The organism is Mycobacterium sp., assembly GCF_019247635.1.
In the GTDB taxonomy this organism is placed as follows: domain Bacteria; phylum Actinomycetota; class Actinomycetes; order Mycobacteriales; family Mycobacteriaceae; genus Mycobacterium.
The window spans coordinates 21,003-46,945 of the sequence record NZ_JAFBAR010000087.1; the positions used below are offsets into that span (position 1 = coordinate 21,003).

Sequence of the window (25,943 nt, forward strand, 5' to 3'; positions counted from 1 at the left end):
GGTGGAACCTAAGTGTCATCGGCTCAAGTGTGTCCAAGTAGCCGACCGGTCAGCCGCCGGTCACAGCTAACTCACACCCACAAAACAGGAAGCAAACCAAAGCCAACGGGAGAAATTCAGCGCATCACGATGACGAAGTGGCTCCCCCGGGATCGATCTGTCTACACCCCGAAAGCCTTGCCGGCGTCCACCCCGATGAGACGCAACAAGTTGACCACCTTGCGGTCCAACCCCTCGCCGACCGCGGTCACCTCCGCGATACCCAGGCTGCCGAACGCCGCGCTGGGCTGGTCCATCGAGAACATCGCGTTGCCGCCGGCGTCGCTGTAGATCAGCAGCCGCAACGGGGCATACAGCAGCGCCCTGGGATCGTGGCGAAACATGCTCTCGGCGATCACGTGGTTACCCACAAGGTACTCAACGGCTTTCGTCTGGTGGCCGGCCACGGCGAACAGCGGGGCCGCGTCGATGGCGGCGTACACCATCAGTTCGTTGGGCGCGTTCACCGCCACCGCGGCCCGGACGTCGTCCCAGCTGCCGCCGTCGGCGACGATCCGCTCCGCCGCCGCTCGATCGAACGGCGGCGCCGCCTTCTCGAAGGCAGCCCGAAACTCGTCGAAGAATATACCGGTGGAGATGTCGATGCGGTTCATGGTGTGCGGCAGCACTGTAGCAGTCATGGCAGTCCTCAAGATTCAGCCGTTGGGTTCCGGAACATCCAGATACTCAAGCACTTCCGGGCCACGGAGGCCGTCATGACGGACGACCCTGATGGCGGCTCGCACCCAATGGTTCGGTGAACGAACTTACAGCACCGAAGTCTACGGTTCGGTGAACGAACCTGCAACGGGTAATGTTCAAAAGGTGGCTCTGCCCCGCGAATACCCCGCCGAAAGCTGCCCCATCGCGCGATCGCTGGAGATCGTCGGCGAACGGTGGACGCTGCTGATAGTGCGCGACGCTTTCTACGGTGTGCGACGGTTCAGCGACTTCCGCACTCACCTCGAGATCCCCAAAGCGGTGCTGGCCGAGCGGCTGACGCTGCTGGTGGACGAGGGGGTGTTGAACAAGGTTGCCGGTGGATATGAGTTGACCGCCAAGGGCCGCCGGTTGTGGCCGCTCATCTGGTCGTTGATCGGTTGGGGTAACGAGAACTACGTGGCGAAACCCGCCCGACGCAGCTTCCGGCACGCCGAATGCGGCGGCGCAATCGATTACGGGCGGGTCTGCCAGCGCTGCGGAGAGCTGCCCGACGCCGCAGACCTCGTCCTGCATCCGCCGCGCCGGCCCGCCAATCCGGGTCGCGACGACCCGGTCAGCAGGGCCCTGCGGCAACCGCACCGGCTACTCGAGCGGATCTAGCCCAGGCCGGGTGCACCGTGACCTGCCTCACGTCCGGCCCGCGCCGAGGATAGTATCGAGACGTACTGTGATCCGTAACACCATCAGCCCAGGGAGATCGGTTGTCCACCAGCACTGAACTCGCCGAACTGCACGACCTTATCGGCGGTCTGCGGCGGTGCGTGAACTCGTTGAAGTCCCGATACGGCGACAGTCCCGCGATGCGTCGCATCGTCATCGACGCCGAGCGCATCCTTTCCGACGTGCAATTGCTCGATACCGACGTCGCGGAATTGGACCTGGCCCGCGCGACCCAGCAGCATTCTGGCGAAAAGATCACCATCCCCGACACCCAGTACGACAGCGATTTCTGGCGCGATGTCGACGACGAGGGTGTCGGAGGTCACAACCGGTCCTGACAACCAAGCCCCCCGGTTATTCGGGGGGTCTGTCTGTGTACCCTTCGACCAACAGCCCGTTCGAAGAGGAACACCAGATGAGCGCACCCACGGCGAGCCGTGCTGAGTCCGGCGTCTTTTCACCCACCCGCGCCCGAATAGCGCAAAAGACGCTCCGCACCGACAAGTGGTGGCTGCCGCCGCTGATCACCGACCTCGGCCTGTCCGCGTTCATCCTGTACGCGGGCACCCGATCGCTGTTGCAGAGCAACTACTGGGTGGACAAATACCACTACCTGACACCCTTCTACTCGCCATGCGTCAGCGAGTCGTGCGTGCCCGGCTCCAGTCACTTCGGTCAGTGGTTGCCCCACTTTCCGTGGTGGATTCCCTTGGGAGGGCTGGTTTTACCGTTCCTGCTCGGGTTCCGGCTGACCTGCTACTACTATCGCAAGGCCTACTACCGGTCCGTGTGGCAGTCGCCGAGTGCCTGTGCCGTGGCCGAACCGCGGGTCCACTACACCGGAGAAACCCGACTCCCGCTGATCCTGCAGAACAGTCACCGGTACTTCTTCTACGTCGCACTGGTGGTCTCGCTGATCAACACTTACGACGCAATCATGGCGTTTCACTCCGACACCGGCCCGCACGGCTTCGGATTCGGTTTGGGCAACCTGATTTTGACCACCAACGTCGTGCTGTTGTGGGCCTACACCCTGTCATGCCACTCCTGCCGGCACGTCACCGGTGGACGGCTCAAGCACTTCTCCAAACACCCGGTGCGGTACTGGATCTGGACCCAGGTGAGCAAGCTGAACACCCGGCACATGCTCTTCGCGTGGGTGACGCTGGGGACGCTGGCGCTCACCGACCTCTACGTTGCGCTGGTTTCTAGCGGCGCCATCACTGACCCGAGATTTGTTGGCTGACAAGCCGTTTCAGTAATAGAAAAAGTTGAGTGAGGTTTCATGGCTGAGGTCGAGCGGCGCTCCTACGACGTAGTAGTGATCGGTGCCGGCGGCGCGGGGTTACGTGCGGTCATCGAAGCGCGCGAACGCGGTCTCAAGGTCGCGGTGGTGTGCAAATCCCTGTTCGGCAAGGCCCATACGGTGATGGCCGAGGGCGGCTGCGCGGCCTCGATGGGCAACACCAACCCGAAGGACAACTGGAAAACCCACTTCGGCGACACGATGCGCGGTGGGAAATTTCTGAATAACTGGCGGATGGCCGAACTGCACGCCAAGGAAGCTCCGGACCGGGTGTGGGAACTGGAGACCTACGGCGCGCTGTTCGACCGCACCAAAGACGGCAAGATCAGCCAGCGCAACTTCGGTGGCCACACCTACCCCCGGCTGGCGCACGTCGGTGACCGCACCGGCCTGGAGCTGATCCGCACGATGCAGCAGAAGATCGTCTCGCTGCAGCAGGAGGACTTCGCCGAACTCGGCGATTACGAGGCGCGGATCAAGGTGTTCGCCGAATGCACCATCACCGAGCTGCTCAAGGACGGCTCCGGAAACGAGGGACGGATCGCGGGAGCCTTCGGCTACTGGCGGGAAAGCGGACGGTTCATCCTGTTCGAGGCCCCCGCAGTGGTGCTGGCCACCGGGGGCATCGGCAAATCGTTCAAAGTCACGTCGAACTCCTGGGAGTACACCGGCGACGGGCACGCGTTGGCGCTGCGGGCCGGCGCGACGTTGATCAACATGGAGTTCGTCCAGTTCCACCCGACGGGCATGGTCTGGCCGCCCAGCGTGAAAGGGATCCTGGTCACCGAGGGTGTGCGCGGTGACGGCGGAGTGCTGAAGAACTCCGACGACACCCGATTCATGTTCGGCTACATCCCGGCGGTGTTCAAAGGCCAGTACGCCGAGACGGAGCAAGAGGCCGACCAGTGGCTCAAGGACAACGACTCGGCCCGTCGCACCCCGGACCTGTTGCCCCGCGACGAGGTCGCGCGCGCGATCAACTCCGAGGTCAAGGCCGGTCGCGGCACCCCACACGGCGGGGTCTACCTCGACATCGCGTCCCGGCTGACACCCGAGGAGATCAAACGGCGCCTGCCGTCCATGCACCACCAGTTCATGGAGCTGGCGGGGGTGGACATCACCAAGGAGCCCATGGAAGTCGGACCCACCTGCCACTACGTGATGGGCGGCGTCGAGGTCGACGCGGATACCGGCGCCGCCACCGTGCCGGGACTCTTCGCGGCCGGCGAATGCTCCGGGGGCATGCACGGCTCCAACCGGCTCGGCGGCAATTCGCTGTCCGACCTACTGGTCTTCGGCCGGCGCGCCGGTCTGGGCGCTGCCGACTACGTGCGCGCACTCAGCAGCCGCCCGGCGGTCTCGGAAGAAGCCGTCGACGCCGCCGCCAAGCAGGCGGTCAAGCCGTTCGAAGGACCGACCGACGGCTCGGCGCCGGAGAACCCGTACGCGCTGCAGATCGACTTGCAGCACGTGATGAACGACCTGGTCGGCATCATCCGTAAAGAGGAAGAGATCACCCGGGCGCTGAAGCTGCTGGACGAACTTTGGGCCCGCTACCAGCACGTGCAGGTCGAGGGGCAGCGCCCGTACAACCCTGGCTGGAACCTGGCCATCGACTTGCGCAACATGCTGCTGGTCAGCGAATGCGTGGCCAGAGCCGCGCTGGAGCGCACCGAGAGTCGCGGCGGCCACACCCGCGACGATCACCCCGGCATGGACCCCAATTGGCGCAACACCCTGTTGGTGTGCCGCGTCAACGACGGTGGGGCGGGCGGTCCGCACATCAACCTGACCCGCCAGCAACAGGTGCCGATGAGGCAAGACCTGCTCGAAGTGTTCGAGATCTCCGAGCTGGAGAAGTACTACACCGACGAAGAGCTGGCCAATCACCCAGGACGGAGCGCCTAATGGGCTACAACGCAAGCTTGCGAGTCTGGCGCGGCGACGACGACGGTGGGGCGCTCGCGGACTTCAACGTCGAGGTCAACGAGGGTGAGGTGGTACTCGACGTCATCCATCGTCTGCAGCAGACCCAGACGCCCGACCTGGCGGTGCGGTGGAACTGCAAGGCCGGCAAGTGCGGATCCTGCTCGGCGGAGATCAACGGCCAGCCGCGTCTGATGTGCATGACCCGGATGTCCACGTTCGCCGAGGACGAGGTCGTGACCGTGACGCCGCTGCGGACCTTCCCCGTGATCCGCGACCTGGTCACCGACGTCTCGTTCAACTACGAGAAGGCACGCGAGATCCCGTCTTTCGCGCCGCCCAAGGAACTGCAACCCGGCGAATACCGGATGGCGCAAGTGGACGTCCAGCGCTCGCAGGAGTTCCGCAAGTGCATCGAGTGCTTTCTGTGCCAGAACGTCTGCCATGTGGTCCGCGACCACGAGGAGAACAAGAAGGCGTTCGCCGGGCCACGTTTCCTGATGCGCATCGCCGAGCTGGAAATGCACCCGCTGGACACGCTGGACCGGCGCGACCAGGCGCAGGAAGAGCACGGCCTGGGCTACTGCAACATCACCAAGTGCTGCACCGAGGTCTGCCCCGAGCACATCAAGATCACCGACAACGCGCTGATCCCGATGAAAGAGCGGGTCGCCGATCGCAAATACGATCCCGTTGTGTGGCTGGGTAACAAGCTCTTCCGGCGCTAAGGCACCCGTTAGACAACTGTCGCATCGGGTACCCGACGCTCATGCGAGAACCAATCAGCATCAACGACATTCGTACCGCGATCCGGGAATTATCGGCCCGCGCCGAACTCGCACATAAAGAAGGCCGTCACGACGACGCCGCCGAAATCGAACGCCGCATCCAGCACTATCGAGTGGAACTCGGCGCTCGGCCCTAAGTAGGAGACCGGATCGGCCGGTCGGTTCAGACGCCAAGCCGACGGAACGCGCTGCGGTGGAACACGATCGGCGCCACCCCGGCGTCCACCGTGACCTCGCTGACCCGCAGCACGACGATCGTGTGGTCGCCGGCCGGGATCATCTGCTCGATGGCGCTCTCCAACCACAGCCCGGTGCCCTTGATGAAGACCGCGCCGGTCTCGCGGGACACCGTCTCCAACCCGGCGAACCGGTCCCCTGTCTTGGCGGCCAGGGTGCGCGCGGCCTCGTCGTGGGCCTCGCCGAGCACGCTGATGCCGAGCTTGGGCACGTCTTTGAGTTTGGGCCAGGTCGTCGAAGTGTTCTGCACGCAGAACGACACCAGCGGCGGCTCCAGCGAGACGGGCACAAACGTGCTGGCCGCCAAGCCTTCCCGGACTCCCGCGATTTCGGCCGCGATGGCTACCACGCCGGACGGGAAATGGCCGAACGCCTCACGCAGCGATGACGGTGTCAGATTGTTGTTCGGGTTCACCGGACTTCATTCGCCCCTCGGGCCGAGGACGGACATCTCGGAGCCGACCCTACTCGCCGAATATCCGTGCGCTGAAGCCACATCCGGATGAGCGCGCAATCTGCTTTTCCAGGCGTTGCGCCCGTACACGGCGAAGATCGGATTGGCCGGGTCTGGGCGCATTCCGGCCCGTGCCGCCAACTCGTCGGGCAACGCCAGCATCGGTATCTGCGCGTCCAGCCGCGGATTGAAAAAGTACGGCACCGAAATGCGGTCGGCCGGCTGCTCGTGCAGGTTCACCCGGTGCTCGGTGGCCCGCAGGTAGCCGCCGGTGGCGACCTCGAGCAACTCGCCGATGTTGACGACGAACGCGCCATCCACCGGCGGCACGTCGATCCACCCGTCCTCGCCGACCGAGGCCCCACCCGGCCGCCGCACTTGCAGGCCCCGGCTGCCCGGCTCGGGCAATAGCAGGGTGAGCACGCCGGAGTCCTTGTGCGCGCCCACGCCCTGCGGCGAGGCCGCGCGCCGCGGGTACCGCACGATCTTGATCAGCGTGGCGGGCGCGTCGCTGAAGGCGGCGTCGAACACGTCCGGCGGGCTGCCCAGCGAGGCGGCCCAATGCCGGAGCAGGGTGCGGGCCACTCGCGACAGGGCGGCGTCCCATTCGTCGATGAGCCCGGGCAGCTCGGGCAGCGCGGGCGGCCACTGGTTGGGACCCTGCAACCACAGGTAGTCGGGTTGGCCGGGCCCACCGATCGGTGGGCGTTCGGGTCCGATGTCGATCTGCTCGCGCCAATCCACCTCGCCTTGGGTCAGCTCGCCGCCGAGCCGGGTGTAGCCGCGAAAATGCGGGCTGCGCACCATGGCGACGGCGTCTTTGTCCTGTTGCGGGAGCTCGAAGAGTCGTCGGGCCACCTCGAGCAGCCTCGCGATCAGTGTCGCCGGGACGTCGTGACCTGTCAGGTAGAAGAATCCGACTTCGTGGGCCGCTTCGCGGAGGCTGTTACGCAGCTGCCCGCGGTCGGCCCGCAGGTCCACCATCGGCAACGCCGTGACGTGTCGCACATCCGCCATTGTTCACCATCGCCGCAGGTCGAACGCAAATCGGGTCGGCTCCCAACCGGTTGGTTACTTAGCCAGTGCAATTTAGCTCACACTGTGTTGCGCTTAAGTTACTGATCGGTATAGGTTGGGCCTGTTACTGGTGGGTAACTTAGCCCTAGTACCCAACCACAAGTGGCATTCTCAACGAGGAGGAAAGTAGTGAGCCACTACAAGAGCAACGTCCGGGACCAGGAATTCAACCTGTTCGAGGTGCTGGGTGTGGAAAAGGCTCTCGGTCAAGGCGACTACGCCGACTTGGACGTCGATACCGTCCGCGAAATGCTTACCGAGATGAGCCGACTGGCCGAGGGGCCGGTCGCCGAGTCTTTTGTGGAGGGTGACCGTAACCCGCCGGTGTTCGACCCGAAGACCCACTCGGTGGCGCTGCCCGAGTCCTTCAAGAAATCAGTCAACGCGGTGATCGAGGCCGGCTGGGACAAGGCCGGTATCGACGAGGCGCTCGGCGGCATGCCGATGCCCAAAGCGCTGGTGTGGGCCCTGCACGAGCACCTGCTCGGCGCCAACCCGGCCGTGTGGATGTACGGCGGCGGCGCAGGCTTCGCCAACATCTTCTACAAGCTAGGCACCGAAGAGCAGAAGAAGTGGGCGATCATGGCCGCCGAGCGCGGCTGGGGCGCCACCATGGTGCTCACCGAGCCGGACGCCGGCTCCGACGTCGGCGCGGGCCGGACCAAGGCGATCAAACAGGAGGACGGCTCCTGGCACATCGACGGCGTCAAGCGGTTCATTACCTCGGGTGACTCCGACGACATGTTCGAGAACATCTTCCACCTGGTGCTGGCCCGTCCGGAGGGCGCAGGCCCCGGCACCAAGGGACTGTCACTGTTCTTCGTGCCCAAGTTCCTGTTCGACTTCGAGACCGGTGAGCTGGGCGAGCGTAACGGCGTCTTCGTCACCAACGTCGAGCACAAGATGGGCCTTAAGGTCTCGGCGACTTGTGAGCTGTCCTTCGGCCAGCACGACGTACCCGCCAAGGGCTGGTTGATCGGCGAAGTACACAACGGCATCGCGCAGATGTTCGATGTCATCGAGCAGGCCCGCATGATGGTCGGCACCAAGGCGATCGCGACCCTGTCGACCGGCTACCTCAACGCACTCGAGTACGCCAAGTCCCGGGTGCAGGGTGCCGATCTGACCCAAATGACCGACAAGACCGCCCCGCGGGTGACCATCACGCACCACCCCGACGTGCGGCGGTCGCTGATGACCCAGAAGGCCTACGCCGAGGGGCTGCGCGCGCTCTACCTCTACACCGCGACCTTCCAGGACGCGGTCGTCGCCGAGGCGGTGCACGGCGTGGACGCCAAGCTGGCGGTCAAGATCAACGACCTGATGCTGCCCGTGGTCAAGGGGGTCGGCTCCGAGCAGGCCTACGCGAAGCTCACCGAGAGCCTGCAGACCTTTGGTGGTTCCGGCTTCTTGCAGGACTACCCGATCGAGCAGTACATCCGGGACGCCAAAATCGACTCGCTGTACGAAGGCACCACCGCCATCCAGGCGCAAGACTTCTTCTTCCGCAAGATCGTCCGCGACAAGGGTGTTGCCCTGGCCCACGTGTCGGGTGAGATACAGAAGTTTGTCGACAGCGAGTCCGGGAACGGCCGGCTGAAGTCCGAGCGGGCGCTGCTGGGCAAGGCCCTGGAAGACGTTCAGGCGATGGCCGCCACACTGACCGGCTACCTGATGGCCGCTCAGCAGGACGTGTCCAGCCTCTACAAGGTGGGCTTGGGCTCGGTGCGCTTCCTGATGAGCGTCGGCGACCTGGTCATCGGCTGGCTGCTGCAGCGTCAGGCCGCGGTGGCCCTCGAGGCCCTCGACGCGGGTGCCACCGGGACCGAGCGGTCCTTCTACGAGGGCAAGATCGCGGTGGCATCGTTCTTCGCGAAGAACTTCCTGCCGCTGTTGACCAGCACCCGCGAGGTGATCGACACGCTGGACAACGACATCATGGAACTCGACGAGGCTGCCTTCTAAAGGCATTAAACACAGGATCCCCGCTCCGCATGGAACGGGGATCTTGCGTTTCGGCGGTTTTTAGACCACCGTGTCAAAAAGACCGCCGCTGGATCCCCTCACTCCAGCGGCGGCCCTCTTCGCACGCCGTCATCCCCCTGCTTTGAACGGCGGGCCGATCCAGGGATGCCCCGTGTTGCCGTCGGGGTCGGGGGGTCAGACCACAACACGGGGCTATCCGAGGCAGTGGGTACCCAACCGGTTACGTTCTAACCCTCACAAAAACAAAAAAATCTGCGGGTGTCAGGCCTCCAGAATCGCGGCCACACCCTGACCGCCGGCGGCACAGATCGAGATCAGCGCGCGGACCGTGCCCTTGCTGCCCTTGTCCGTCTTCTTCTCGGCCAGCTGCTTGGCCGCCTGCGCCAGGATCCGGCCACCGGTGGCCGCGAAGGGATGGCCCGCCGCCAGCGACGAGCCGTTGACGTTGAGCTTGGACCGGTCGATAGAACCCAGCGCCGCGTTCAGGCCGAGGCGCTGCTTGCAGTACTCCTCGGATTCCCAGGCCTGCAGGTGTGCCAGCACCACCGAGGCGAACGCCTCGTGGATTTCGTAGAAGTCGAAATCCTGCAGGCTAAGCCCGTTTCGGGCCAGCAGCCGGGGCACCGCGTAGGTCGGTGCCATGAGCAGGCCGTCGTTTCCGTTCACGTAATCGACGGCGGCGGTCTCGGCGTCCACGAAGTAGGCCAGCGGCGACAACGAATGGTCGGCGGCCCACTGCTCGGTGGCCAGCAACGCGACCGAAGCGCCATCGGTCAGCGGGGTGGAATTGCCCGCCGTCATCGTGGCGTCACCGGCCTTCACGCCGAACACCGGGCGAAGCGTGGCCAACTTCTCGACGCTGGAGTTGGCCCGCAGATTGTCGTCGCGATACAGCCCGAGGAACGGCGTGACCAGGTCGTCGAAGAAGCCGCGGTCGTAGGCGTCGGCCATGTTGCGGTGGCTGGCGACGGCCAGTTCGTCCTGGTCGACGCGTTTGATCCCCAGCTGCTTGGCCGTGATGGCAGCGTGCTCCCCCATCGACAGCCCGGTGCGCGGCTCGCTGTTGGCGGGGATCTCCACCCCGAGACTGGCGGGCAGCGCGCCCACCAGCTTCAACCGCTGCACGTTGGACTTGGATCTGCGCAGCCTGAGCAGGTTGCGACGCAGGTCGTCACCGAAGCCGATGGGTGGGTCGGAGGTGGTGTCCACCCCGCCGGCCGCGGCGGCGTCATAGCGGCCCGCGGCGATGCCGTCGGCCGCGGCGATCGCCGCCTGCAACCCGGTGCCGCACGCTTGTTGCACGTCGAAAGCGGGTGTGTACGGCGACAACTCGGAGCCCAGCACGCACTCGCGCATCAGGTTGAAGTCGCGGCTGTGCTTGAGCACGGCACCGCCGACCACCATGCCGAGCCGTTCGCCGGCAAGCCCGAAACGGTCCACCAATCCGCCCAGAGCCGCGGTGAACATGTCTTGGTTGGATGCCTCCGCGTAGGGGCCATCCGATCTGGCGAACGGGATGCGATTGCCGCCCAGCACGGCGACGCGGCGCTTGGTCTCGGAACTTGTAGTGGCCACGTTTGTCTCCATACGTCGATTTTGGGAGGTTTGGGGATTCGGCCGGCGAGGGCCATACTACCCACTGATCTTACTCTGAAGTAAGTTCGTCTTTCGATACGGTTGGTCTATTGGCAGACACCCGACCCAGAAAGAAACGGAAGGCAGCTCAGTGGCTCCCAAAGGCTCGTCCGACCTGTACTCACAGGTCGTCAATTCCGGCCCCGGCTCGTTTTTGGCCAAACGACTCGGGGTCCCCCAACCCGAGACCCTTCGCCGCTACCGCCCGGGTGAGCCGCCCCTGTCCGGAGCGTTGCTGATCGGCGGCGAGGGCCGAGTGGTGGAGCCGCTGCGCAGCGCCTTGGACGGCGACTACGACCTGGTGGGCAACAACCTAGGCGGCCGCTGGGCCGACTCGTTCGGCGGGCTGGTCTACGACGCCACCGGGATCACGACGCCGGCCGGACTCAAAGGGTTGCACGAGTTCTTCACCCCGCTGCTGCGCAACCTGGGCCGCTGCGCGCGCGTGGTGGTCGTCGGCACCACGCCGGAGGCGGCCGCCGGCGCCGACGAACGGATCGCGCAGCGCGCGCTGGAGGGCTTCACCCGCTCGCTGGGCAAGGAGGTGCGCCGCGGCGCCACCGTGGCGCTGGTGTACCTGTCGCCGGACGCCAAACCGGCCGCGACGGGCCTGGAGTCCACTTTGCGGTTCCTGCTGTCGGGGAAGTCGGCCTACGTCGACGGCCAGGTTTTCTACGTGGGTGCGGCCGACTCCACGCCGCCGGCCGACTGGGACCGGCCGCTGGACGGCAAGGTCGCAATCGTGACCGGCGCCGCGCGGGGCATCGGCGCGACCATCGCCGAGGTGTTCGCGCGCGACGGCGCCCGAGTGGTCTCGATCGACATGGAATCCGCGGCCGAGGCGCTGGCCGAGACGGCCAGCAAGGTCGGCGGCACCCCGCTGTGGCTGGACGTCACGGCCGACGATGCCGTCGAGAAGATCACCGAGCACCTGCGCGATCACCACGGCGGACGGGCCGACATTTTGGTCAACAACGCCGGTATCACGCGCGACAAGCTGCTCGCCAACATGGACGACGCCCGCTGGGACGCTGTGCTGGCGGTTAATCTGCTTGCCCCCCAACGGCTTACCGAGGGGCTGGTCGGCAACGGCACGATCGGCGAAGGCGGCCGGGTGATCGGCCTGTCGTCGATGGCCGGCATCGCGGGCAACCGCGGGCAGACCAACTACGCCACCACCAAGGCAGGGATGATCGGCCTCACGCAGGCGCTGGCGCCGGAACTGGCCGACAAAGGCATCACGATCAACGCCGTCGCGCCGGGATTCATCGAAACCCAGATGACGGCCGCGATCCCGTTGGCCACCCGCGAGGTGGGGCGCCGGCTCAACTCTCTGCTGCAAGGCGGCCAGCCCGTCGACGTGGCCGAGACTATCGCCTACTTCGCCAGCCCGGCTTCAAACGCCGTGACCGGCAACGTCATTCGCGTCTGCGGCCAGGCGATGCTGGGAGCATGACGATCATGAACCAACCGAGTGGCTTGCGAAACATGCTGCGCGCGGCGGCCGGCGCGCTGCCCGTGGTGCCCCGCGGCAACCAACTGCCCGACCGCACGGTGAGCGTCGAGGAGCTGGCGATCGACCGCACCAACGTGGCCGCCTATGCGGCGGTCACCGGTCTGCGCTACGGCAACAACGTTCCGCTCACCTACCCCTTCGCGTTGACGTTCCCGTCGGTGATGTCCCTGGTAACCGGGTTCGACTTCCCGTTCGCGGCAATGGGTGCGGTGCACACCGAGAACCGCATCACGCAATACCGACCGATCGCGGTCACCGACACGGTCAGCGTCCGGGTGCACGCGGAGAACCTGCGCGAGCATCGGAAGGGTCTGCTGGTGGATCTGGTGACCGACGTCAGCGTCGGCAACGAGACCGCCTGGAGCCAGGTGACCACGTTCCTGCACCAACAACGCACCAGCTTGTCCGACGAACCCAAGCCGCCGCCGCAGAAACAGGCCAAGTTGCCGCCGCCCGGGATCTTGCTGCGCGTCTCACCCGGCCAGATTCGTCGCTACGCCGCCGTCGGCGGTGACCACAACCCGATACACACCAACCCGATCGCGGCCAAGTTGTTCGGCTTTCCCACCGTCATCGCGCACGGAATGTTCAGCGCCGCATCGGTATTGGCCAACATCGAGGCGCGGCTTCCCGACGCGGTGCGGTATTCGGTGCGGTTCGGCAAGCCGCTGATCCTGCCGGGCACCGCGGGGCTCTATATCGAGGAGGCCGACAAGGGTCCGCGGGGCTGGGATCTCGCGTTGCGCAATGTCGCCAAGGGATACCCCTACCTGACCGGCAAGGTCGAGTCCCTATAGCACCTTCTTCAGTCCGTAAGCACCGACTGAGGTGGTCAGGAAGATACCGAGCAGCCACCACGGCGGGTGTGCGAGTTCCCAGACGAAGATCGCGGCCCAGATCGGTGAGTCCTGGGTGACCGCGAGCACCCCGGCGGCGCCGGCCAGCGAGGTGGACGGCAGCTGCAGGTATGTGCCGGTGGCCCAGTTGAGCGTCAGCACCAGCAGCGAACCGGCCGCGGCACCGGTGGCCAGTGCGGGCGTGAGCATCCCGCCGGCTGCGCCAGCGCGCAGAAACAAAGCGGTCAACAGCGGTTTCAACAGTAGGATCGCTGCCGCCGACGCCAAAGTCATTCCGCCGGCGAGGCTGACGGTCAGGATGCTCCTGCCGTTGCCGGGCAACTCGGGCCACCATTGCGAGCAGAGGCCCATGACCAGCCCAGCCCCAGCGAGCGCGGGAACCAGCACCCACGACTTCTGCATGCGTGCCGGCCGCGCCGCGGCCATGAGGCGGTTGAACGCCAACCCGACCACCAATGTCAGCGGCGCCAGCGTCAGTGCGTGCGCGGTCAGCAGGTACGACGACTGCGCGCTGGGCCAGGTCAGATTCGGCTGGTCGTGGGTGGCCGCCGACCCGATCGCGACGGCCAGGCTGGACGTGAGCAGGGCTGCGCCCAGCGCGCGCGGATGCCAGGTCTTGAGGATGATGCGCACCGCGAACAGCGCTCCGGCGAGCGGGACGGCGTAGACCGCGCCGAGCCCGGCCCCGGCGGCGCAGGCCAGCAGGATCTCACGGTCCCGCTTCGTCAACCGGTTCAGCCAGCTCGTGCCCACATCGCTTAGGGCAGCTGCGAATTGGCGAGGAGCTCCTTCCCGGCCAAGGGACGCCCCGGAGCCGACGAGCAACACCTGCAACACGGCGTCGATGCTCCACACCAGCCGCGGGATCCGGTCACCGCGGGTGATCGTGCGCTCGAGCGGGGGCACCTGCGCTCTGCGGCGCAGCATCCACCAGCCGAGCCCCGCCAGCGCTCCGCCGGCCACCGGTCCCACGGCACGGCGGACCGGACTGCTGCCGGTGATCCCGTCGAGCAGCGTGCCGAACGTGTAGGCGTAGGTGACGTGCTGGACGAAGCGCAGCACATGCGTTGTCGCCAAACCGGCGATCCCGGCCAGCAGGCCGACAATGATTACGGCGCAGAAGAAGTCGACGTTGCGGCGCCTGCGCTGCGGACCAGCCGGTGGCCTACCCGGTGACTGACCCGGTCGCCTACCCGGTGGCTTACCCGGTGGCGAGGTTGGGGCCGACATGATTATCCACGGTCCCCGTCGGGCGCCCCTTGAGTCCGCGCCAGAACAATTCGATCATCAGCCCGGCCGCCTCGTCGACTTCGGTGTCGCCGGTGCTCAGCCGATTGGCGATTGCCTCGCCCGCACCCACCAGGGCCACGGCCATCGTGTCGATTTCGGCGTCCGCCCGTGGGCTGCGCGTACCCGACCGCACCAACCCGGCCACCAGTTCGATGATCTGCTCGCGTCCCTCCCGCACCTTGTGGGCGAAGGCCTGCGAGCTGGTGGCCTGGGTGTACATCACGATCCACGAGGCGCGGTTGGCGTCGATGTAGCGCAGGAACGAAACAATGGTGTTGCGCAACATGTCTTTCGGGCTCTGCTTGAAGTCGATGTCGGCGCGCACCGCGTCGATGAACCGGCTCATCTCGCGATCCAGGCAGGCTCCGAACAGGTCCTCCTTGGAGCCGTAGTACAGGTACAACATCGGTTTGGAGATCTGCGCCTCGGCGGCGATGGCATCCATCGAAGTCTCGTGGTAGCCGTTGACCGAGAACATCTGCACGGCGGCGTCGAGCATCTGCTGCTCGCGGACAGCACGCGGCAACCTCTTGGTACCACCTGCCATTGCTCAACCCCTTTATCCCGGACTCAAGCCTAAGGGCTAGGACCGCACTTCGGGCTGTGGCCCTTGAACCCGGCGACCCGCAGGACCGACGCGTTGATGTCGTCCATCTTGAGTTGGCCCGCGGCCAGCGCCTTGTCCAGCTTGTCCAGAACGGCGGGCACCTCATCGGTGGTGACCCAGAGCGCGACGTCGATACCGGCCTGCAGTGCTTTCAGCACCGCGTCCGAGACGCCGTACCGGTCGGAGATCGCGGCCATGCTGGACAGGTCGTCGCTGAACACCGGGCCGTCGAAGGGCGGGGCGTTGTAGCCGGTGCCGGTGCGCAGCAGGTCTACCGCGGCCTTGCTCAGGCTGGCCGGGTCGTTGCCGGTCAGGTCGGGGACCTGCAGGTGCCCGACCATCACCGCGACCGGCCGTTGAGCCACCAGGGTCCGGTAGGGCACCAGGTCGTTCGTTTGCAGCTGGCTCAGCGACGGCGTGGTGACGAATCCGGTGTGCGAATCCCCCGAGCCGTGGCCGTGGCCGGGGAAGTGCTTGAGCACGGGCAGCACCGCGGCGTCCCGCAGACCGCGCGCGTACGCCTCCGCGTATCTGGTGACCGTCGCCGGGTCGGAGCCGAACGACCGGTCGCCGATTACCGCGTCGTCCGGCTCGTCGGTGACGTCGACCACCGGGGCGAAGTCGACGGTGATGCCCAGGTTCTTCATGGCCTGGCCGCGCTGCCGCGCCAAGTCGTAGACCTGGTCGGGTGTCTGGGTCTGGGCCAGCTGTTTGGGCGACGGCGCGGTACCGATCCGCGATTTGAGTCGCGACACGCGTCCGCCCTCTTCGTCGACGCTGACCGCCAGCGGCAGCAGCCCGGGGTTGGCCGTGATCTCTTTCAGCGGCCCGTCGAAAATCGACAGGTCCGTCCAGCTGCCGATGAAGATGCCCCCGACGTGGTAGTTCGCGACGACGGCGCGGGCGTCGTCGGCGTTCTTGACGCCAACCATCAGCAGTTGCGCGAGTTTGTCGCGGGTTGCCAGTGTGGTCGGGTCGCCGCAGTTCGGCGTCGGGGGCACGGCCGTCGGCGCGGTGACGTTGGCGGCGTTGGGCTTTGCAGCGTGCTGGCTGCAGCCGGCCAGCAGGGCCGATACGGCGGCAAGCACGGCGAGTGTGCGCGCAACAGCCATCGGGCCATGGTGTCATGGCCCGTTTCGTCCGCGGCGCAGCAGGGCGAGCCCGCGGGTGCCCTTCTGCTAGGTTGTCGCATATGAACCGGATCATCGCGCCTGCCGCCGCCAGTGTGGTGGTCGGTCTGTTGCTGGGCGCGGTGGCGATCTTCGGGATCACCCTGATGGTGCAGCAGGACACGAAACCGCCACTGCCCGGGGGCGATCCGTCCTCGTCGGTGCTCAACCGGGTCGAGTACGGCAACCGCAGCTAGCCCGTCGGCAGCGCCAGCGCTGCGGCGTCGCTGGTTGCTGCTGGTCGGGGCGACCGCACTCGCCCTGACGTTCGCGCAATCCCCGGGACAAGTCTCACCCGACACCAAACTCGACCTCACCGCCAACCCGCTGCGCTTCCTAGTCCGCGCCACCAACCTGTGGAACAGTGAGCTGCCCTTCGGCCAGGCGCAGAACCAGGCCTACGGCTACCTGTTTCCGCACGGCACCTTCTTCCTGCTCGGCCACGCGCTCGGAATGCCCGGATGGGTCACCCAACGGCTGTGGTGGGCGCTGCTGCTGACGGTCGGCTTCTGGGGGCTGTTGCGGGTTGCCGAGGCGTTGGAGATCGGTAGCCCGACGTCACGCGTGCTCGGCGCGGCGGCGTTCGCGCTGTCGCCGCGGGTGTTGACCACGCTCGGGTCGCTCTCGTCGGAAACCCTGCCGATGATGCTGGCACCGTGGGTGTTGTTGCCCACAATCCTGGCCCTGCGTGGGTCTCCGGGTCGTTCGGTCCGGGCGCTGGCGGGCCAGGCCGGCCTCGCGGTAGCGCTGATGGGCGCGGTGAACGCGATCGCGACCCTGGCCGGGTGTCTGCCCGCGGTGATTTGGTGGGCCTGCCACCGACCGAATCGGCTGTGGTGGCGCTACACCGCGTGGTGGCTGGTGTCGCTGGTCTTGGCGATGTCGTGGTGGGTGGTTGCGATCGTGCAGCTGCGCCGCATCAGCCCGCCGTTTTTGGACTTCATCGAATCCTCCGGGGTCACGACGCAATGGTCGTCGCTGGTGGAGATGCTGCGTGGCACCGACAGCTGGACCCCGTTCGTGGCGCCGACCGCCACCGCGGGCGCACCGCTGGTCACCGGGTCGGCGGCCATTCTCGCGACGTGTCTGGTCGCCGCGGTCGGACTGGCCGGCCTGGCCGGCTCGGGTATGCCGGCACGGGGACGGCTGGTGACGATGCTGCTGGTCGGTGTGGTGTTGCTGGCCCTCGGCTACAGCGGCGGCCTGGGTTCGCCGGTGGCCCACCAGGTGCAGGCTTTCCTGGACGCCGGGGGCACTCCGCTGCGCAACGTGCACAAGCTGGGGCCGGTGATCCGGATCCCGCTGGTGCTGGGCTTTGCGCAGGTGCTGGGCCGGATACCGCTACCCGGCAGCGCGCCCAGGTCGCAGTGGCTGGGCGCCCTCGCCCATCCGGAACGCGACAAACGGGTGGCCGTCGGACTCGTCGCGCTGACCGCGCTGATGGTGAGCACTTCGCTTGCGTGGACCGGTCGGCTCACCCCACCCGGTGCGTTCAGCGCCATACCCGACTACTGGCATGAGGCCGCCGGCTGGCTCGACCAACACAACACCGGGTCTCCGGTTCCCGGCCGCGTGTTGGTGGTTCCCGGCGCGCCGTTCGCCACCCAGGTGTGGGGAGCCAGTCACGACGAGCCGCTGCAGGTACTCGGCAGCAGTCCGTGGGGCGTGCGCGACTCCATCCCGCTCACGCCGCCCCAGACCATCCGCGCGCTGGATTCGGTGCAACGCCTGTTCGCCGCCGGGCGCCCCTCCATGGGTCTGGCCGATACCCTTGCCCGCCAAGGCATCTCGTATCTGGTGCTGCGCAACGACCTGGATCCCGACACGTCGCGCTCGGCGCGCCCGATCCTGGTTCATCGCGTCATCGCGGGGTCACCGGGGCTGGTCAAGGTGGCCGAGTTCGGTGCGGCCGTGGGGCCCGGCATGCTGGCCGGCTTTGTCACCGACAGCGGACTGCGGCCGCGCTACCCGGCGTTGGAGATCTACCGCGTGGGCACCGGTGATCCCGGCGCGCCGTACCTCGTCGACACCGACGCGCTGGCCCGCGTCGACGGCGGACCCGAGGTGCTGCTGCGCCTCGACGAACGGCGCCGACTGCTGGGTCAGCCCGCGTTGGGTCCGGTGCTGATGACGGCCGACGCCAGCGGCGCCGGGCTTGCGACGCCCCTGGTGACCGTGACCGACACCCCGCTCGCCAGGGAGACCGACTACGGCCGGGTGGATCAGCACTCGTCGGCCATCCGGGCTCCCGGCGACGCCCGGCGTACCTACAACCGTGTCCCTGACTACCCGGTCCCGGGCGCCGAGACGGTATTCGGCGGGTGGAACGGCGGCCGGGTCACGGTGTCGAGCGCGTCGTCGGATTCCACCGCGATGCCCGACGTGGCGCCCGCCACCTCGGCCGCCGCGGCGATCGACGGCGACCCCGCCACCGCGTGGGTGTCCAACGCCCTGCAGTCCGCGGTCGGACAGTGGCTGCAGGTGGATTTCGATCACCCGGTCAGCAACGCGGCCATCACCCTGACCCCCAGCGCGACCGCCGTCGGCGCCCAGGTCCGCCGCATCCAGATCGAGACCACGACGGGTACCACCACACTGCGATTCGAGGAGGCGGGCAAGCCGCTCACCGCGGCCCTGCCCTACGGCGAATCCCCGTGGGTGCGGATCACCGCGGTTGGCACCGACGACGGTTCCGCCGGCGTGCAGTTCGGCATCACCGACCTGGCGATCACCCAGTACGACGCGTCCGGATTCGCCCACCCGATTCCCTTGCACCACACCGTTTTTGTTCCCGGACCGCCGCAAGGGGCCGCGATCGCCGGGTGGGACCTGGGATCCGAACTGCTCGGCAGACCCGGTTGCGCCCAGGCGCCCGACGGCATGCGTTGCGCGTCGTCGATGGCACTGGCACCCGAGGAACCGGTCAATTTCAGCCGCACGCTGACCGTGCCCAGTCCGGTCTCGGTAACGCCGACCGTATGGGTGCGGCCCCGCCAGGGCCCCAAGCTGGCCGACCTGATCGCCGAACCCGGCACCACCCAGGCCCACGGCGATTCCGACGCGCTCGAGGTGCTGGGCTCTGCTTACGCCGCCACGGACGGCGACCCCGCCACCGCGTGGACGGCGCCGCAGCGGGTGGTGCAATACAAGACCCCTCCGACAATCACCCTCACGCTGCCGCATCCCACCGAGGTCAGCGGCCTGCGGGTGACGCCCGGCCAATCGACGCTGCCCGCCCACCCCACCATGGTCGCCGTCGACCTCGGCGACGGGCCGCAAGCACGCGAGTTGCGTGACGGGGTGCAGACCCTGTCGTTACAGCCACGGGTGACCGACACCGTCGTCGTCAGCCTGCTCGGCTGGCGGGACATCATCGACCGCAACGCGCTGGGCTTCGACCAGCTCAAGCCGCCGGGGCTGGCCGAAATCGCGGTGCTCGGCGCCGACGGCAACCCCATCGCGCCCGCCGACGCCGCCCGCAACCGGGCGCGTTCGGTCACTGTCGACTGCGACCAGGGGCCGGTGATCGCGGTCGCCGGCAGGTTCGTGCACACCTCGGTCCGCACCACGGTGGGTGCGCTGCTGGACGGCGAGCCCGTCGCGGCGACGCCGTGTGACCGCGAACCGATCGCGCTGCCGGCCGGGCAGCAGGAGTTGCTGATCAGCCCCGGCGCGACGTTCGTGGTGGACGGAGCCAGGTTGTCGGTGCTGGGGGCACCCGAGTTTGCCAGCGCGACAACCACTTCCGTCGGCACCGGGGCTTGGGGTCCGGCTCGCCGCGAAGTGCGTGTGGCGCCGTCGAGCATCTCGCGGGTGCTGGTTATCCCGGAGAGCATCAACCCCGGCTGGGTGGCTCGCACCGGGACCGGGGTCCGCTTTACGCCGGTCGCCGTCAACGGATGGCAGCAGGGCTGGGTGGTGCCCGCGGGCGATCCCGGAACCATCACGCTGACCTTCGCGTCCAATTCGCTGTACCGGGCCGGGCTGGCGGTGGGGTTGGCGTTGCTGCCGCTGCTGGTCGTGCTCGCGCTGTGCAGACGCAGGCGTGCCGCTTCGGCGGTGGCGGCACGGCCGTGGGCGCCTGGGCCGTGGGCGGCGGTCGCGGTGTTGGGGGCCGGGGCGGTGATCGCCGGTGTGGCCGGGTTCGTCATCGTCGGTTCAGCGTTGGGTCTGCGATATCTGTTGCGGCAACGGGAGCGGTTGTGCTTTCGCTTGACCGTCGGGCTCAGCGCGGGCGGGTTGATCCTGGCCGGCGCGGTGCTGTCCCGGCATCCCTGGCGGTCCGTTGACGGCTACGCCGGGCATTCGGCGAACGTGCAACTGCTGGCTCTGATTTCGGTCGCCATGGTGGCGGCGTCGGCGGTGCGGTTGCCCGGTGGACCACGGGACGGATAATCTGGTCGACGGGATACGCGGGTTGGTGTGAGCGTGGCATGGTTTTCGGCGCCCGAATACTGGCTGGGCAGAACGGTGCTCGAGCGGGGTGCCGCCGCGGTCTATCTGATCGCGTTCGTCGCGGCGGCAAGGCAATTCCGCGCACTGCTCGGTGAACACGGGATCTTGCCGGTGCCGGCGTTTTTGGCGGCGCAGTCCTTCTGGAGCGCCCCGAGCCTTTTTCACTTTCGCTATTCCGATCGGCTGTTCGCGGGTGTCTCCTGGTTCGGTGCTGCGCTATCGGCGGTGATCGTCTTGGGTCTTGCGGACCTGGCGCCACTATGGGCGGCGATGCTGATGTGGCTGACGCTGTGGGTGCTCTACCTGTCGATCGTGAATGTCGGACAGACGTGGTACGGGTTCGGTTGGGAATCATTGCTGCTGGAGACCGGGTTCCTGATGATCTTTCTGGGCAACGACCGGGTGGCGCCGCCGGTGCTGACGCTGTGGCTGGTGCGTTGGCTGCTGTTCCGGGTCGAATTCGGCGCCGGCCTGATCAAGATGCGTGGCGACCCGTGCTGGCGCGATCTGACATGTCTGTACTACCACCACGAGACACAGCCGATGCCGGGACCGTTGAGTTGGTTCTTCCATCACCTGCCCAAGCGGCTGCACCGGATCGAGGTGGCGGGCAACCATTTTGCCCAACTGGTGGTGCCGTTCGGGCTGTTTGCACCGCAGCCGGTGGCCGGCGTGGCCGCGGCGATCATCATCGTCACCCAGCTGTGGCTGGTGCTGTCGGGCAACTTCGCGTGGCTTAACTGGGTGACGATCCTGTTGGCGTGCAGCGCGATTGCCGTGCCCGGACCTCCTGCGATGGCCGCGCCGCCAGGCTGGTTCGTCATCCTCGTCGTCGCGTTCGCCGCGGCGGAACTGTTCCTCAGCTACTGGCCGGCCCGGAACATGCTGTCGTCAGGTCAGCGAATGAACATGTCGTTCAACCACTTTCACTTGGTCAACACCTATGGAGCCTTCGGCAGCATCGGCCGCGTCCGCCGCGAGGTGGTGATCGAAGGGACCGGCGAGGCGCTGATCACCTTGCAGACGGTATGGCAGGAGTACGACTTCAAGGGCAAGCCCGGTGCGTTGCGACGATTGCCGCGGCAATGGGCGCCTTACCATCTGCGGCTGGACTGGATGATGTGGTTTGCCGCCATCTCGCCGGGCTACGCACACCAGTGGATGCGTCCGCTGCTGGAACGGCTGCTGCGCAACGACGCGGCGACGCTGCGGCTGTTGCGGCACAACCCTTTTCCGAACACACCGCCCCGGTACGTGCGGGCGCAGTTGTACGAATACCGGTTCACCACCCCGGCCGAGCTGCGACGTTATCACGCCTGGTGGTGTCGAACGTTGTTGAGCGGCTACGTGCTACCGATGTCGCTGCAGAAGATCAGGCAGGGTTGAGCGCTCGAGTCACGTCTGCCCCCGGTGCCCCGGGAAGGGGAGGGCAGGCTTGTCCGCGAGCCAGACGAAGTGGATCCCATTGACCGCGGCAAGGGTCTAACCATCGCGGTAGATACGAAGGCCGTTTGCGTCGCCGCGGGATGGGAACCCGGCTGCGATGGAAACTTCGAATTTGGTTGCCTCGGTATTCAAGGTCGGCTCTGCGGTGCGGCGGCGGCGGATCTTCCACCCGGTGGGCGTGCATGCGACAGGATCGATCGAGCGCGTCGCGCCGGCCAGCGAGGGGCTACCGATACCGTCGTCGGGTGTTGTCGCGCGGCTGTCCAAGGCCGTCGGCACACCCGGCGCGTGGCCCGACGCGATCGGCCTGGCCGTCAGGGTCACAACGCACGACGCCGCGGCGTGGGACATCCTGCTCGTGTCCGCGGGCTCCGGCGTCTTGACCCGCGCCATCGGGCTGCGACCGGTCACCTCGTGGACGGACCACGCGCTGACGACGTTGATGCCGCTGCGTTACCGCGGAGAAAACTGGTGGCTGCGGGCACGAATCAGCACCGCCATCGGCGGCTCCGGTTTGGCGGTGGACAACCTGCGCGAGCACATCGCTGGGCAACCCATCGACGTCGTTGTTGATCAAGCGTGCGGCGCTTCACCTTTCAGCCCGTTGGCTCGACTGACGTTGACGGAGGCGGTCGATCCCCGACCCGGCGACCTATCGTTCGATCCCACGCTCAATACGGCAGCGGGGGTGGAGCTGTACCCGAGGTGGCTCACGCGCCTGCGTTCAAGCGCCTACGACGGCAGCCGCGAGGGCAGGCCGCCCAACTGACCGTAACTACAGCGTCTCGTCCAGCTCACCGAGCCGGTCGGTCAGGCGCAGGTTCTCTGAGTAGTCGACCGGGCAAGCTATCACCGACACGCCGTCGTCGTCGAGCGCGGCGCGCAGCGTCGGCAGCAACTCTGTGGCGCTGGTGATCCGATACCCCTTGGCGCCGAAGCTCTCCGCATATTTGACGACATCGGGATTACCGAACTTCACGTAGTAGTGCTCGCCGAGTTCGAGGTCCATCTTCCATTCGATGAGGCCGTATCCGCCGTCCTCCCAAATCAACACCACCAGCGGTATCTTTTCCCGAACCGCGGTCTCGATCTCCTGCGAGTTCATCAAGAAGGCGCCGTCGCCCACGACCGCGAGCACCTTCGACTCGGGCTGGGCAAGCTTGACCCCCAGTGCCCCCGGCAACGCGAAACCCATGGTGGACAACCCGTTTGACACGAGACAGGTGTTGGGCTCGTAGGTCGGATACAGGCGGGCCATCCACATCTTGGTGGCACCGGTGTCGACCAGCACGACGTCGCTACGGCCCAGTGCCGCCCGGGTGTCGGCGACTATTCGCTGCGGCGCCAGCGGATAACGTGAATCTTGTTGCCCCCGAGCGTATTCCTCGGCCAGCAATCCCGATCCGGGTACATCGGTGTCGTTGTCGAACCGCTGGCCGTTCAGCGCGCCGGCGACCGCATCGAGGGAGGCACTGATGTCGCCGATGATCCCGACGTCAACCGAATAGTGTGTGTCGACCTCGGCCGGGAAGCGGTGGATGTGGATGATGCTCTTGTCGGCCTGCGGGTTGATCCGCACCGGGTCGAACTCCTGCAACTCGTACCCAACCGCAACGACGACGTCGGCGTTGTCGAATCCGAAGTTGACGTAGTCGTGCCGCATGAACCCAAGGGTTCCGAGGCTGTTCGGGTGGTCGTCAGGCATGACGCCCTTGCCGTGGAAGGTGTTGGCCACCTGGACTCCGAGCTGCTCGGCAAAGCGGATCAGCGCCGCGGTCGCATGGGAACGGGCGGCGCCGTGCCCGGCAAGGACCACCGGCCGCTTAGCCCCGCGCAGGATGTCGACGGCGCGTTCCACCTGGCCGGGCGCCGGCGCGTCGGCGCGAACCACGTTGCGCGGCAAGGGGTTCAGGTCGTAGTCGGTGTCGTCTCCGTCTATGTGTTCGGGCACGGCCAGATACACCGCGGCCGGGCGTTCGGTTTCGGCGAGCTTGAACGCCTTGCGGAAGATCTCCGGGATGGCGCGAGCGGTGGGGATGCCGTCGGACCAGCGGGTGATCGGCGCGAACATCCGGACCAGGTCGACGTACTGGTGCGACTCCTTGTACTGGCGATCCTGACCGACCTGCGCGGAGATCGCGACCACGGGTGTGCTGTTGGTGCTCGCGTCGGCGACGCCGAGCTGCATGTTGATCGCGCCAGGTCCCAGCGTGGCGGAAACCACCCCGGCCCGGCCGGTGACGCGGCCATACATCTCGGCCATGAACGCGGCCCCCTGCTCATGCCGGGTGAGCACGTAGCGGATCTCCGAGCCGGCCAGCGCCTGCACGAAGCGGATGTTCTCCTCGCCCGGCAGTCCGAACACGACAGAAACGCCCTCGTTTTCCAGGCACTTAACAATCAGCTCGGCGGCTGTGGTCATCCGGCACCTCCCTGTGGCCACGATAGTGGCAGGCTAGATAGCGGAAGTTCCCACAACCCCGAAGGACGTCACCGTGCCCATCGCCACGATCAACCCGGCCACCGGCGAGACAGTCAAGACCTTCACTCCCGCAACCGACGACGAAGTCGACGCCGCGATCGCGCGCGCCCACGAGCGATTCCTCGACTACCGCCACAACACCACCTTCGCGCAGCGCGCCGAATGGGCGAACGCCACGGCAGACCTGCTGGAGAAGGAGGCCGACGAAACCGCGGCGATGATGACCCTCGAAATGGGCAAGACGCTGAAATCGGCCAAGGCGGAAGCGCTCAAGTGCGCCAAGGGTTTTCGCTATTACGCCGAGAACGCCGAGAAGCTGCTGGCGGACGAGCCGGCAGAGGCGTCAAAGGTCGGCGCGAAGCAGGCATACACCCGCTACCAACCGCTCGGCGTGGTGTTGGCCGTCATGCCGTGGAACTTTCCACTTTGGCAGGCCGTCCGCTTCGCCGCGCCGGCGCTGATGGCCGGCAACGTCGGCCTGCTCAAGCACGCGTCCAACGTGCCGCAGTCCGCGCTCTATCTCTCCGACGTCATTGCCCGCGGCGGCTTCCCGGACGGCTGCTTCCAGACGCTGCTGGTGTCCTCCAGCGCGGTCGAGCGCATCCTGCGCGATCCCCGTGTCGTAGCGGCGACCCTCACCGGCAGCGAACCGGCCGGCCAGTCGGTCGCCGCCATTTGCGGCGACGAGATCAAACCCACCGTACTAGAGCTTGGCGGCAGTGACCCGTTCATCGTGATGCCATCCGCCGAGTTAGACGAGGCGGTCAAGACGGCTGTCACCAGCCGCGTGCAGAACAACGGCCAGTCCTGCATCGCCGCAAAGCGATTCATCGTTCACGCCGACATCTACGACGCCTTCGTCGACAAGTTCGTCGAGCGCGTGCAAGCACTCAACGTCGGCGATCCGACCGACCCGGACACCGACGTGGGTCCGTTGGCCACCGAGTCTGGCCGTGACGAAATCGCGAAGCAGGTCGACGACGCCGTCGCGGCAGGCGCGAAGGTCCGTTGCGGCGGCAAGACGCCCGATGGGCCGGGCTGGTTCTACCCGCCGACGGTGATCACCGACATCAGCAAGGACATGGCGCTGTACACCGAGGAGGTCTTCGGTCCGGTTGCGTCGATGTACCGGGCCGCCGGCATCGACGAAGCCATCGAGATCGCCAACGCCACGACTTTCGGCCTGGGGTCGAATGCCTGGACCAATGACGAGGCCGAGCAGCAGCGCTTCATCGACGACATCGAGGCCGGCCAGGTCTTCATCAACGGGATGGTCGTGTCCTACCCGGA

The 25,943-nt window shown here is 66.7% G+C and carries 22 protein-coding genes; 14 read left to right on the plus strand and 8 right to left on the minus strand.

The window, feature by feature from the left end; all coding sequences use genetic code 11:
* Positions 1-161: 161 nt before the first annotated feature.
* A complete protein-coding gene (locus JO236_RS13640) occupies positions 162-680 on the minus strand; it encodes a DUF302 domain-containing protein (RefSeq protein WP_293330837.1) in 519 nt (172 codons plus the stop codon).
* A 184-nt stretch (positions 681-864) separates the two neighbouring features.
* Here JO236_RS13640 and JO236_RS13645 point away from each other — a divergent pair, with 184 nt between their 5' ends.
* The 6 genes from JO236_RS13645 (at position 865) to JO236_RS13670 (ending at position 5,579) form a co-directional block, all read left to right on the plus strand.
* A complete protein-coding gene (locus tag JO236_RS13645; protein ID WP_293330840.1) occupies positions 865-1,362 on the plus strand; it encodes a winged helix-turn-helix transcriptional regulator in 498 nt (165 codons plus the stop codon).
* A gap of 101 nt (positions 1,363-1,463) precedes the next feature.
* The gene (locus tag JO236_RS13650; RefSeq protein ID WP_293330843.1) at positions 1,464-1,760 is read left to right on the plus strand and encodes a hypothetical protein; all 297 of its coding nucleotides are present in this window, start codon (positions 1,464-1,466) and stop codon (positions 1,758-1,760) included.
* Between the two features lie 77 nt (positions 1,761-1,837).
* Entirely contained in the window at positions 1,838-2,668 is an 831-nt protein-coding gene (locus JO236_RS13655) for a hypothetical protein (RefSeq protein ID WP_293330846.1), read from the plus strand.
* 39 nt (positions 2,669-2,707) lie between these two features.
* Positions 2,708-4,636, plus strand: a complete 1,929-nt coding sequence (locus tag JO236_RS13660; RefSeq protein WP_293330849.1) for a fumarate reductase/succinate dehydrogenase flavoprotein subunit — start codon at positions 2,708-2,710, stop codon at positions 4,634-4,636.
* On the plus strand, positions 4,636-5,382 hold the full coding sequence (locus JO236_RS13665) for a succinate dehydrogenase/fumarate reductase iron-sulfur subunit (protein ID WP_293330852.1): 747 nt from the start codon (positions 4,636-4,638) through the stop codon (positions 5,380-5,382). The genes JO236_RS13660 and JO236_RS13665 overlap by 1 nt, the downstream gene beginning before the upstream one ends.
* 41 nt (positions 5,383-5,423) lie before the next feature.
* Positions 5,424-5,579, plus strand: coding sequence for a hypothetical protein (locus tag JO236_RS13670; RefSeq protein WP_293330855.1), 156 nt, complete (start codon positions 5,424-5,426; stop codon positions 5,577-5,579).
* A gap of 26 nt (positions 5,580-5,605) precedes the next feature.
* Here the strand turns inward: JO236_RS13670 and JO236_RS13675 are convergent, their stop codons facing one another.
* Both JO236_RS13675 and JO236_RS13680 read right to left on the minus strand, forming a co-directional pair.
* Entirely contained in the window at positions 5,606-6,094 is a 489-nt protein-coding gene (locus JO236_RS13675; RefSeq protein WP_293330858.1) for a flavin reductase family protein, read from the minus strand.
* A gap of 6 nt (positions 6,095-6,100) precedes the next feature.
* Positions 6,101-7,150, minus strand: coding sequence for an isopenicillin N synthase family dioxygenase (locus tag JO236_RS13680; protein ID WP_293330861.1), 1,050 nt, complete (start codon positions 7,148-7,150; stop codon positions 6,101-6,103).
* 189 nt (positions 7,151-7,339) lie between these two features.
* Between JO236_RS13680 and JO236_RS13685 the strand changes: the two genes are divergently transcribed.
* Entirely contained in the window at positions 7,340-9,175 is a 1,836-nt protein-coding gene (locus JO236_RS13685) for an acyl-CoA dehydrogenase (RefSeq protein ID WP_293330865.1), read from the plus strand.
* 282 nt (positions 9,176-9,457) lie between these two features.
* Here the strand turns inward: JO236_RS13685 and JO236_RS13690 are convergent, their stop codons facing one another.
* Positions 9,458-10,783, minus strand: a complete 1,326-nt coding sequence (locus JO236_RS13690) for an acetyl-CoA C-acetyltransferase (protein WP_416362238.1) — start codon at positions 10,781-10,783, stop codon at positions 9,458-9,460.
* A 139-nt stretch (positions 10,784-10,922) separates the two neighbouring features.
* On the opposite strand from JO236_RS13690, the gene JO236_RS13695 reads away from it, so the two are divergent.
* Together JO236_RS13695 and JO236_RS13700 are read left to right on the plus strand one after the other, a co-directional pair.
* A complete protein-coding gene (locus JO236_RS13695; protein WP_293330871.1) occupies positions 10,923-12,287 on the plus strand; it encodes a 3-oxoacyl-ACP reductase in 1,365 nt (454 codons plus the stop codon).
* 5 nt (positions 12,288-12,292) lie between these two features.
* Positions 12,293-13,144 carry a MaoC/PaaZ C-terminal domain-containing protein gene (locus JO236_RS13700; protein WP_293330874.1) on the plus strand — a complete coding sequence of 284 codons (852 nt, stop codon included), beginning with the start codon at positions 12,293-12,295 and terminating at the stop codon, positions 13,142-13,144.
* On the opposite strand, the gene JO236_RS13705 is transcribed toward JO236_RS13700, so the two are convergent.
* The 3 genes from JO236_RS13705 to JO236_RS13715 are packed head-to-tail and all read right to left on the minus strand — an operon-like array spanning position 13,139 to position 16,213.
* Entirely contained in the window at positions 13,139-14,434 is a 1,296-nt protein-coding gene (locus tag JO236_RS13705) for a chloride channel protein (protein WP_293330877.1), read from the minus strand. The two genes, JO236_RS13700 and JO236_RS13705, sit on opposite strands and share 6 nt — an antisense overlap.
* Positions 14,406-15,041 carry a TetR/AcrR family transcriptional regulator gene (locus JO236_RS13710; protein ID WP_293330880.1) on the minus strand — a complete coding sequence of 212 codons (636 nt, stop codon included), beginning with the start codon at positions 15,039-15,041 and terminating at the stop codon, positions 14,406-14,408. Before JO236_RS13710 ends, JO236_RS13705 begins: the two co-directional genes overlap by 29 nt.
* A 29-nt stretch (positions 15,042-15,070) precedes the next feature.
* On the minus strand, positions 15,071-16,213 hold the full coding sequence (locus JO236_RS13715; protein ID WP_293330883.1) for a glycoside hydrolase family 3 N-terminal domain-containing protein: 1,143 nt from the start codon (positions 16,211-16,213) through the stop codon (positions 15,071-15,073).
* 80 nt (positions 16,214-16,293) lie between these two features.
* On the opposite strand from JO236_RS13715, the gene JO236_RS13720 reads away from it, so the two are divergent.
* The 4 genes from JO236_RS13720 to JO236_RS13735 all read left to right on the plus strand — a co-directional run bounded on the left by JO236_RS13720 (position 16,294) and on the right by JO236_RS13735 (position 22,940).
* Positions 16,294-16,467 carry a DUF2613 domain-containing protein gene (locus tag JO236_RS13720; protein ID WP_293330886.1) on the plus strand — a complete coding sequence of 58 codons (174 nt, stop codon included), beginning with the start codon at positions 16,294-16,296 and terminating at the stop codon, positions 16,465-16,467.
* A 19-nt stretch (positions 16,468-16,486) separates the two neighbouring features.
* Positions 16,487-20,665 (plus strand): alpha-(1->3)-arabinofuranosyltransferase, encoded by a 4,179-nt coding sequence (locus tag JO236_RS13725; protein WP_293330910.1) that lies wholly within the window; start codon positions 16,487-16,489, stop codon positions 20,663-20,665.
* 33 nt (positions 20,666-20,698) lie between these two features.
* A complete protein-coding gene (locus JO236_RS13730; RefSeq protein WP_293330889.1) occupies positions 20,699-22,111 on the plus strand; it encodes a lipase maturation factor family protein in 1,413 nt (470 codons plus the stop codon).
* Positions 22,112-22,268: 157 nt separating this feature from the next.
* On the plus strand, positions 22,269-22,940 hold the full coding sequence (locus tag JO236_RS13735; protein ID WP_293330892.1) for a phosphodiesterase: 672 nt from the start codon (positions 22,269-22,271) through the stop codon (positions 22,938-22,940).
* A gap of 6 nt (positions 22,941-22,946) precedes the next feature.
* Here the strand turns inward: JO236_RS13735 and JO236_RS13740 are convergent, their stop codons facing one another.
* Positions 22,947-24,593: an acetolactate synthase large subunit gene (locus JO236_RS13740; protein ID WP_293330895.1), complete on the minus strand. Its 1,647-nt coding sequence runs from the start codon at positions 24,591-24,593 to the stop codon at positions 22,947-22,949.
* Between the two features lie 73 nt (positions 24,594-24,666).
* Here JO236_RS13740 and JO236_RS13745 point away from each other — a divergent pair.
* The coding region (locus tag JO236_RS13745) for an NADP-dependent succinic semialdehyde dehydrogenase (RefSeq protein ID WP_293330898.1) at positions 24,667-25,943 on the plus strand (1,277 nt) is incomplete at its 3' end.

Excerpts from the sequence above, each read along its gene's own strand:
- JO236_RS13740 (WP_293330895.1), bottom strand. The coding sequence starts at position 24,593 with ATGACCACAGCCGCCGAGCTGATTGTTAAGTGCCTGGAAAACGAGGGC.
- JO236_RS13655 (WP_293330846.1), top strand. The coding sequence starts at position 1,838 with ATGAGCGCACCCACGGCGAGCCGTGCTGAGTCCGGCGTCTTTTCACCC.
- JO236_RS13710 (WP_293330880.1), bottom strand. The coding sequence starts at position 15,041 with ATGGCAGGTGGTACCAAGAGGTTGCCGCGTGCTGTCCGCGAGCAGCAG.
- JO236_RS13660 (WP_293330849.1), top strand. The coding sequence starts at position 2,708 with ATGGCTGAGGTCGAGCGGCGCTCCTACGACGTAGTAGTGATCGGTGCC.
- JO236_RS13670 (WP_293330855.1), top strand. The coding sequence starts at position 5,424 with ATGCGAGAACCAATCAGCATCAACGACATTCGTACCGCGATCCGGGAA.
- JO236_RS13665 (WP_293330852.1), top strand. The coding sequence starts at position 4,636 with ATGGGCTACAACGCAAGCTTGCGAGTCTGGCGCGGCGACGACGACGGT.
- JO236_RS13705 (WP_293330877.1), bottom strand. The coding sequence starts at position 14,434 with ATGTCGGCCCCAACCTCGCCACCGGGTAAGCCACCGGGTAGGCGACCG.
- JO236_RS13640 (WP_293330837.1), bottom strand. The coding sequence starts at position 680 with ATGACTGCTACAGTGCTGCCGCACACCATGAACCGCATCGACATCTCC.
- JO236_RS13690 (WP_416362238.1), bottom strand. The coding sequence starts at position 10,783 with ATGGAGACAAACGTGGCCACTACAAGTTCCGAGACCAAGCGCCGCGTC.
- JO236_RS13715 (WP_293330883.1), bottom strand. The coding sequence starts at position 16,213 with ATGGCTGTTGCGCGCACACTCGCCGTGCTTGCCGCCGTATCGGCCCTG.
- JO236_RS13700 (WP_293330874.1), top strand. The coding sequence starts at position 12,293 with ATGAACCAACCGAGTGGCTTGCGAAACATGCTGCGCGCGGCGGCCGGC.
- JO236_RS13720 (WP_293330886.1), top strand. The coding sequence starts at position 16,294 with ATGAACCGGATCATCGCGCCTGCCGCCGCCAGTGTGGTGGTCGGTCTG.
- JO236_RS13680 (WP_293330861.1), bottom strand. The coding sequence starts at position 7,150 with ATGGCGGATGTGCGACACGTCACGGCGTTGCCGATGGTGGACCTGCGG.
- JO236_RS13735 (WP_293330892.1), top strand. The coding sequence starts at position 22,269 with ATGGAAACTTCGAATTTGGTTGCCTCGGTATTCAAGGTCGGCTCTGCG.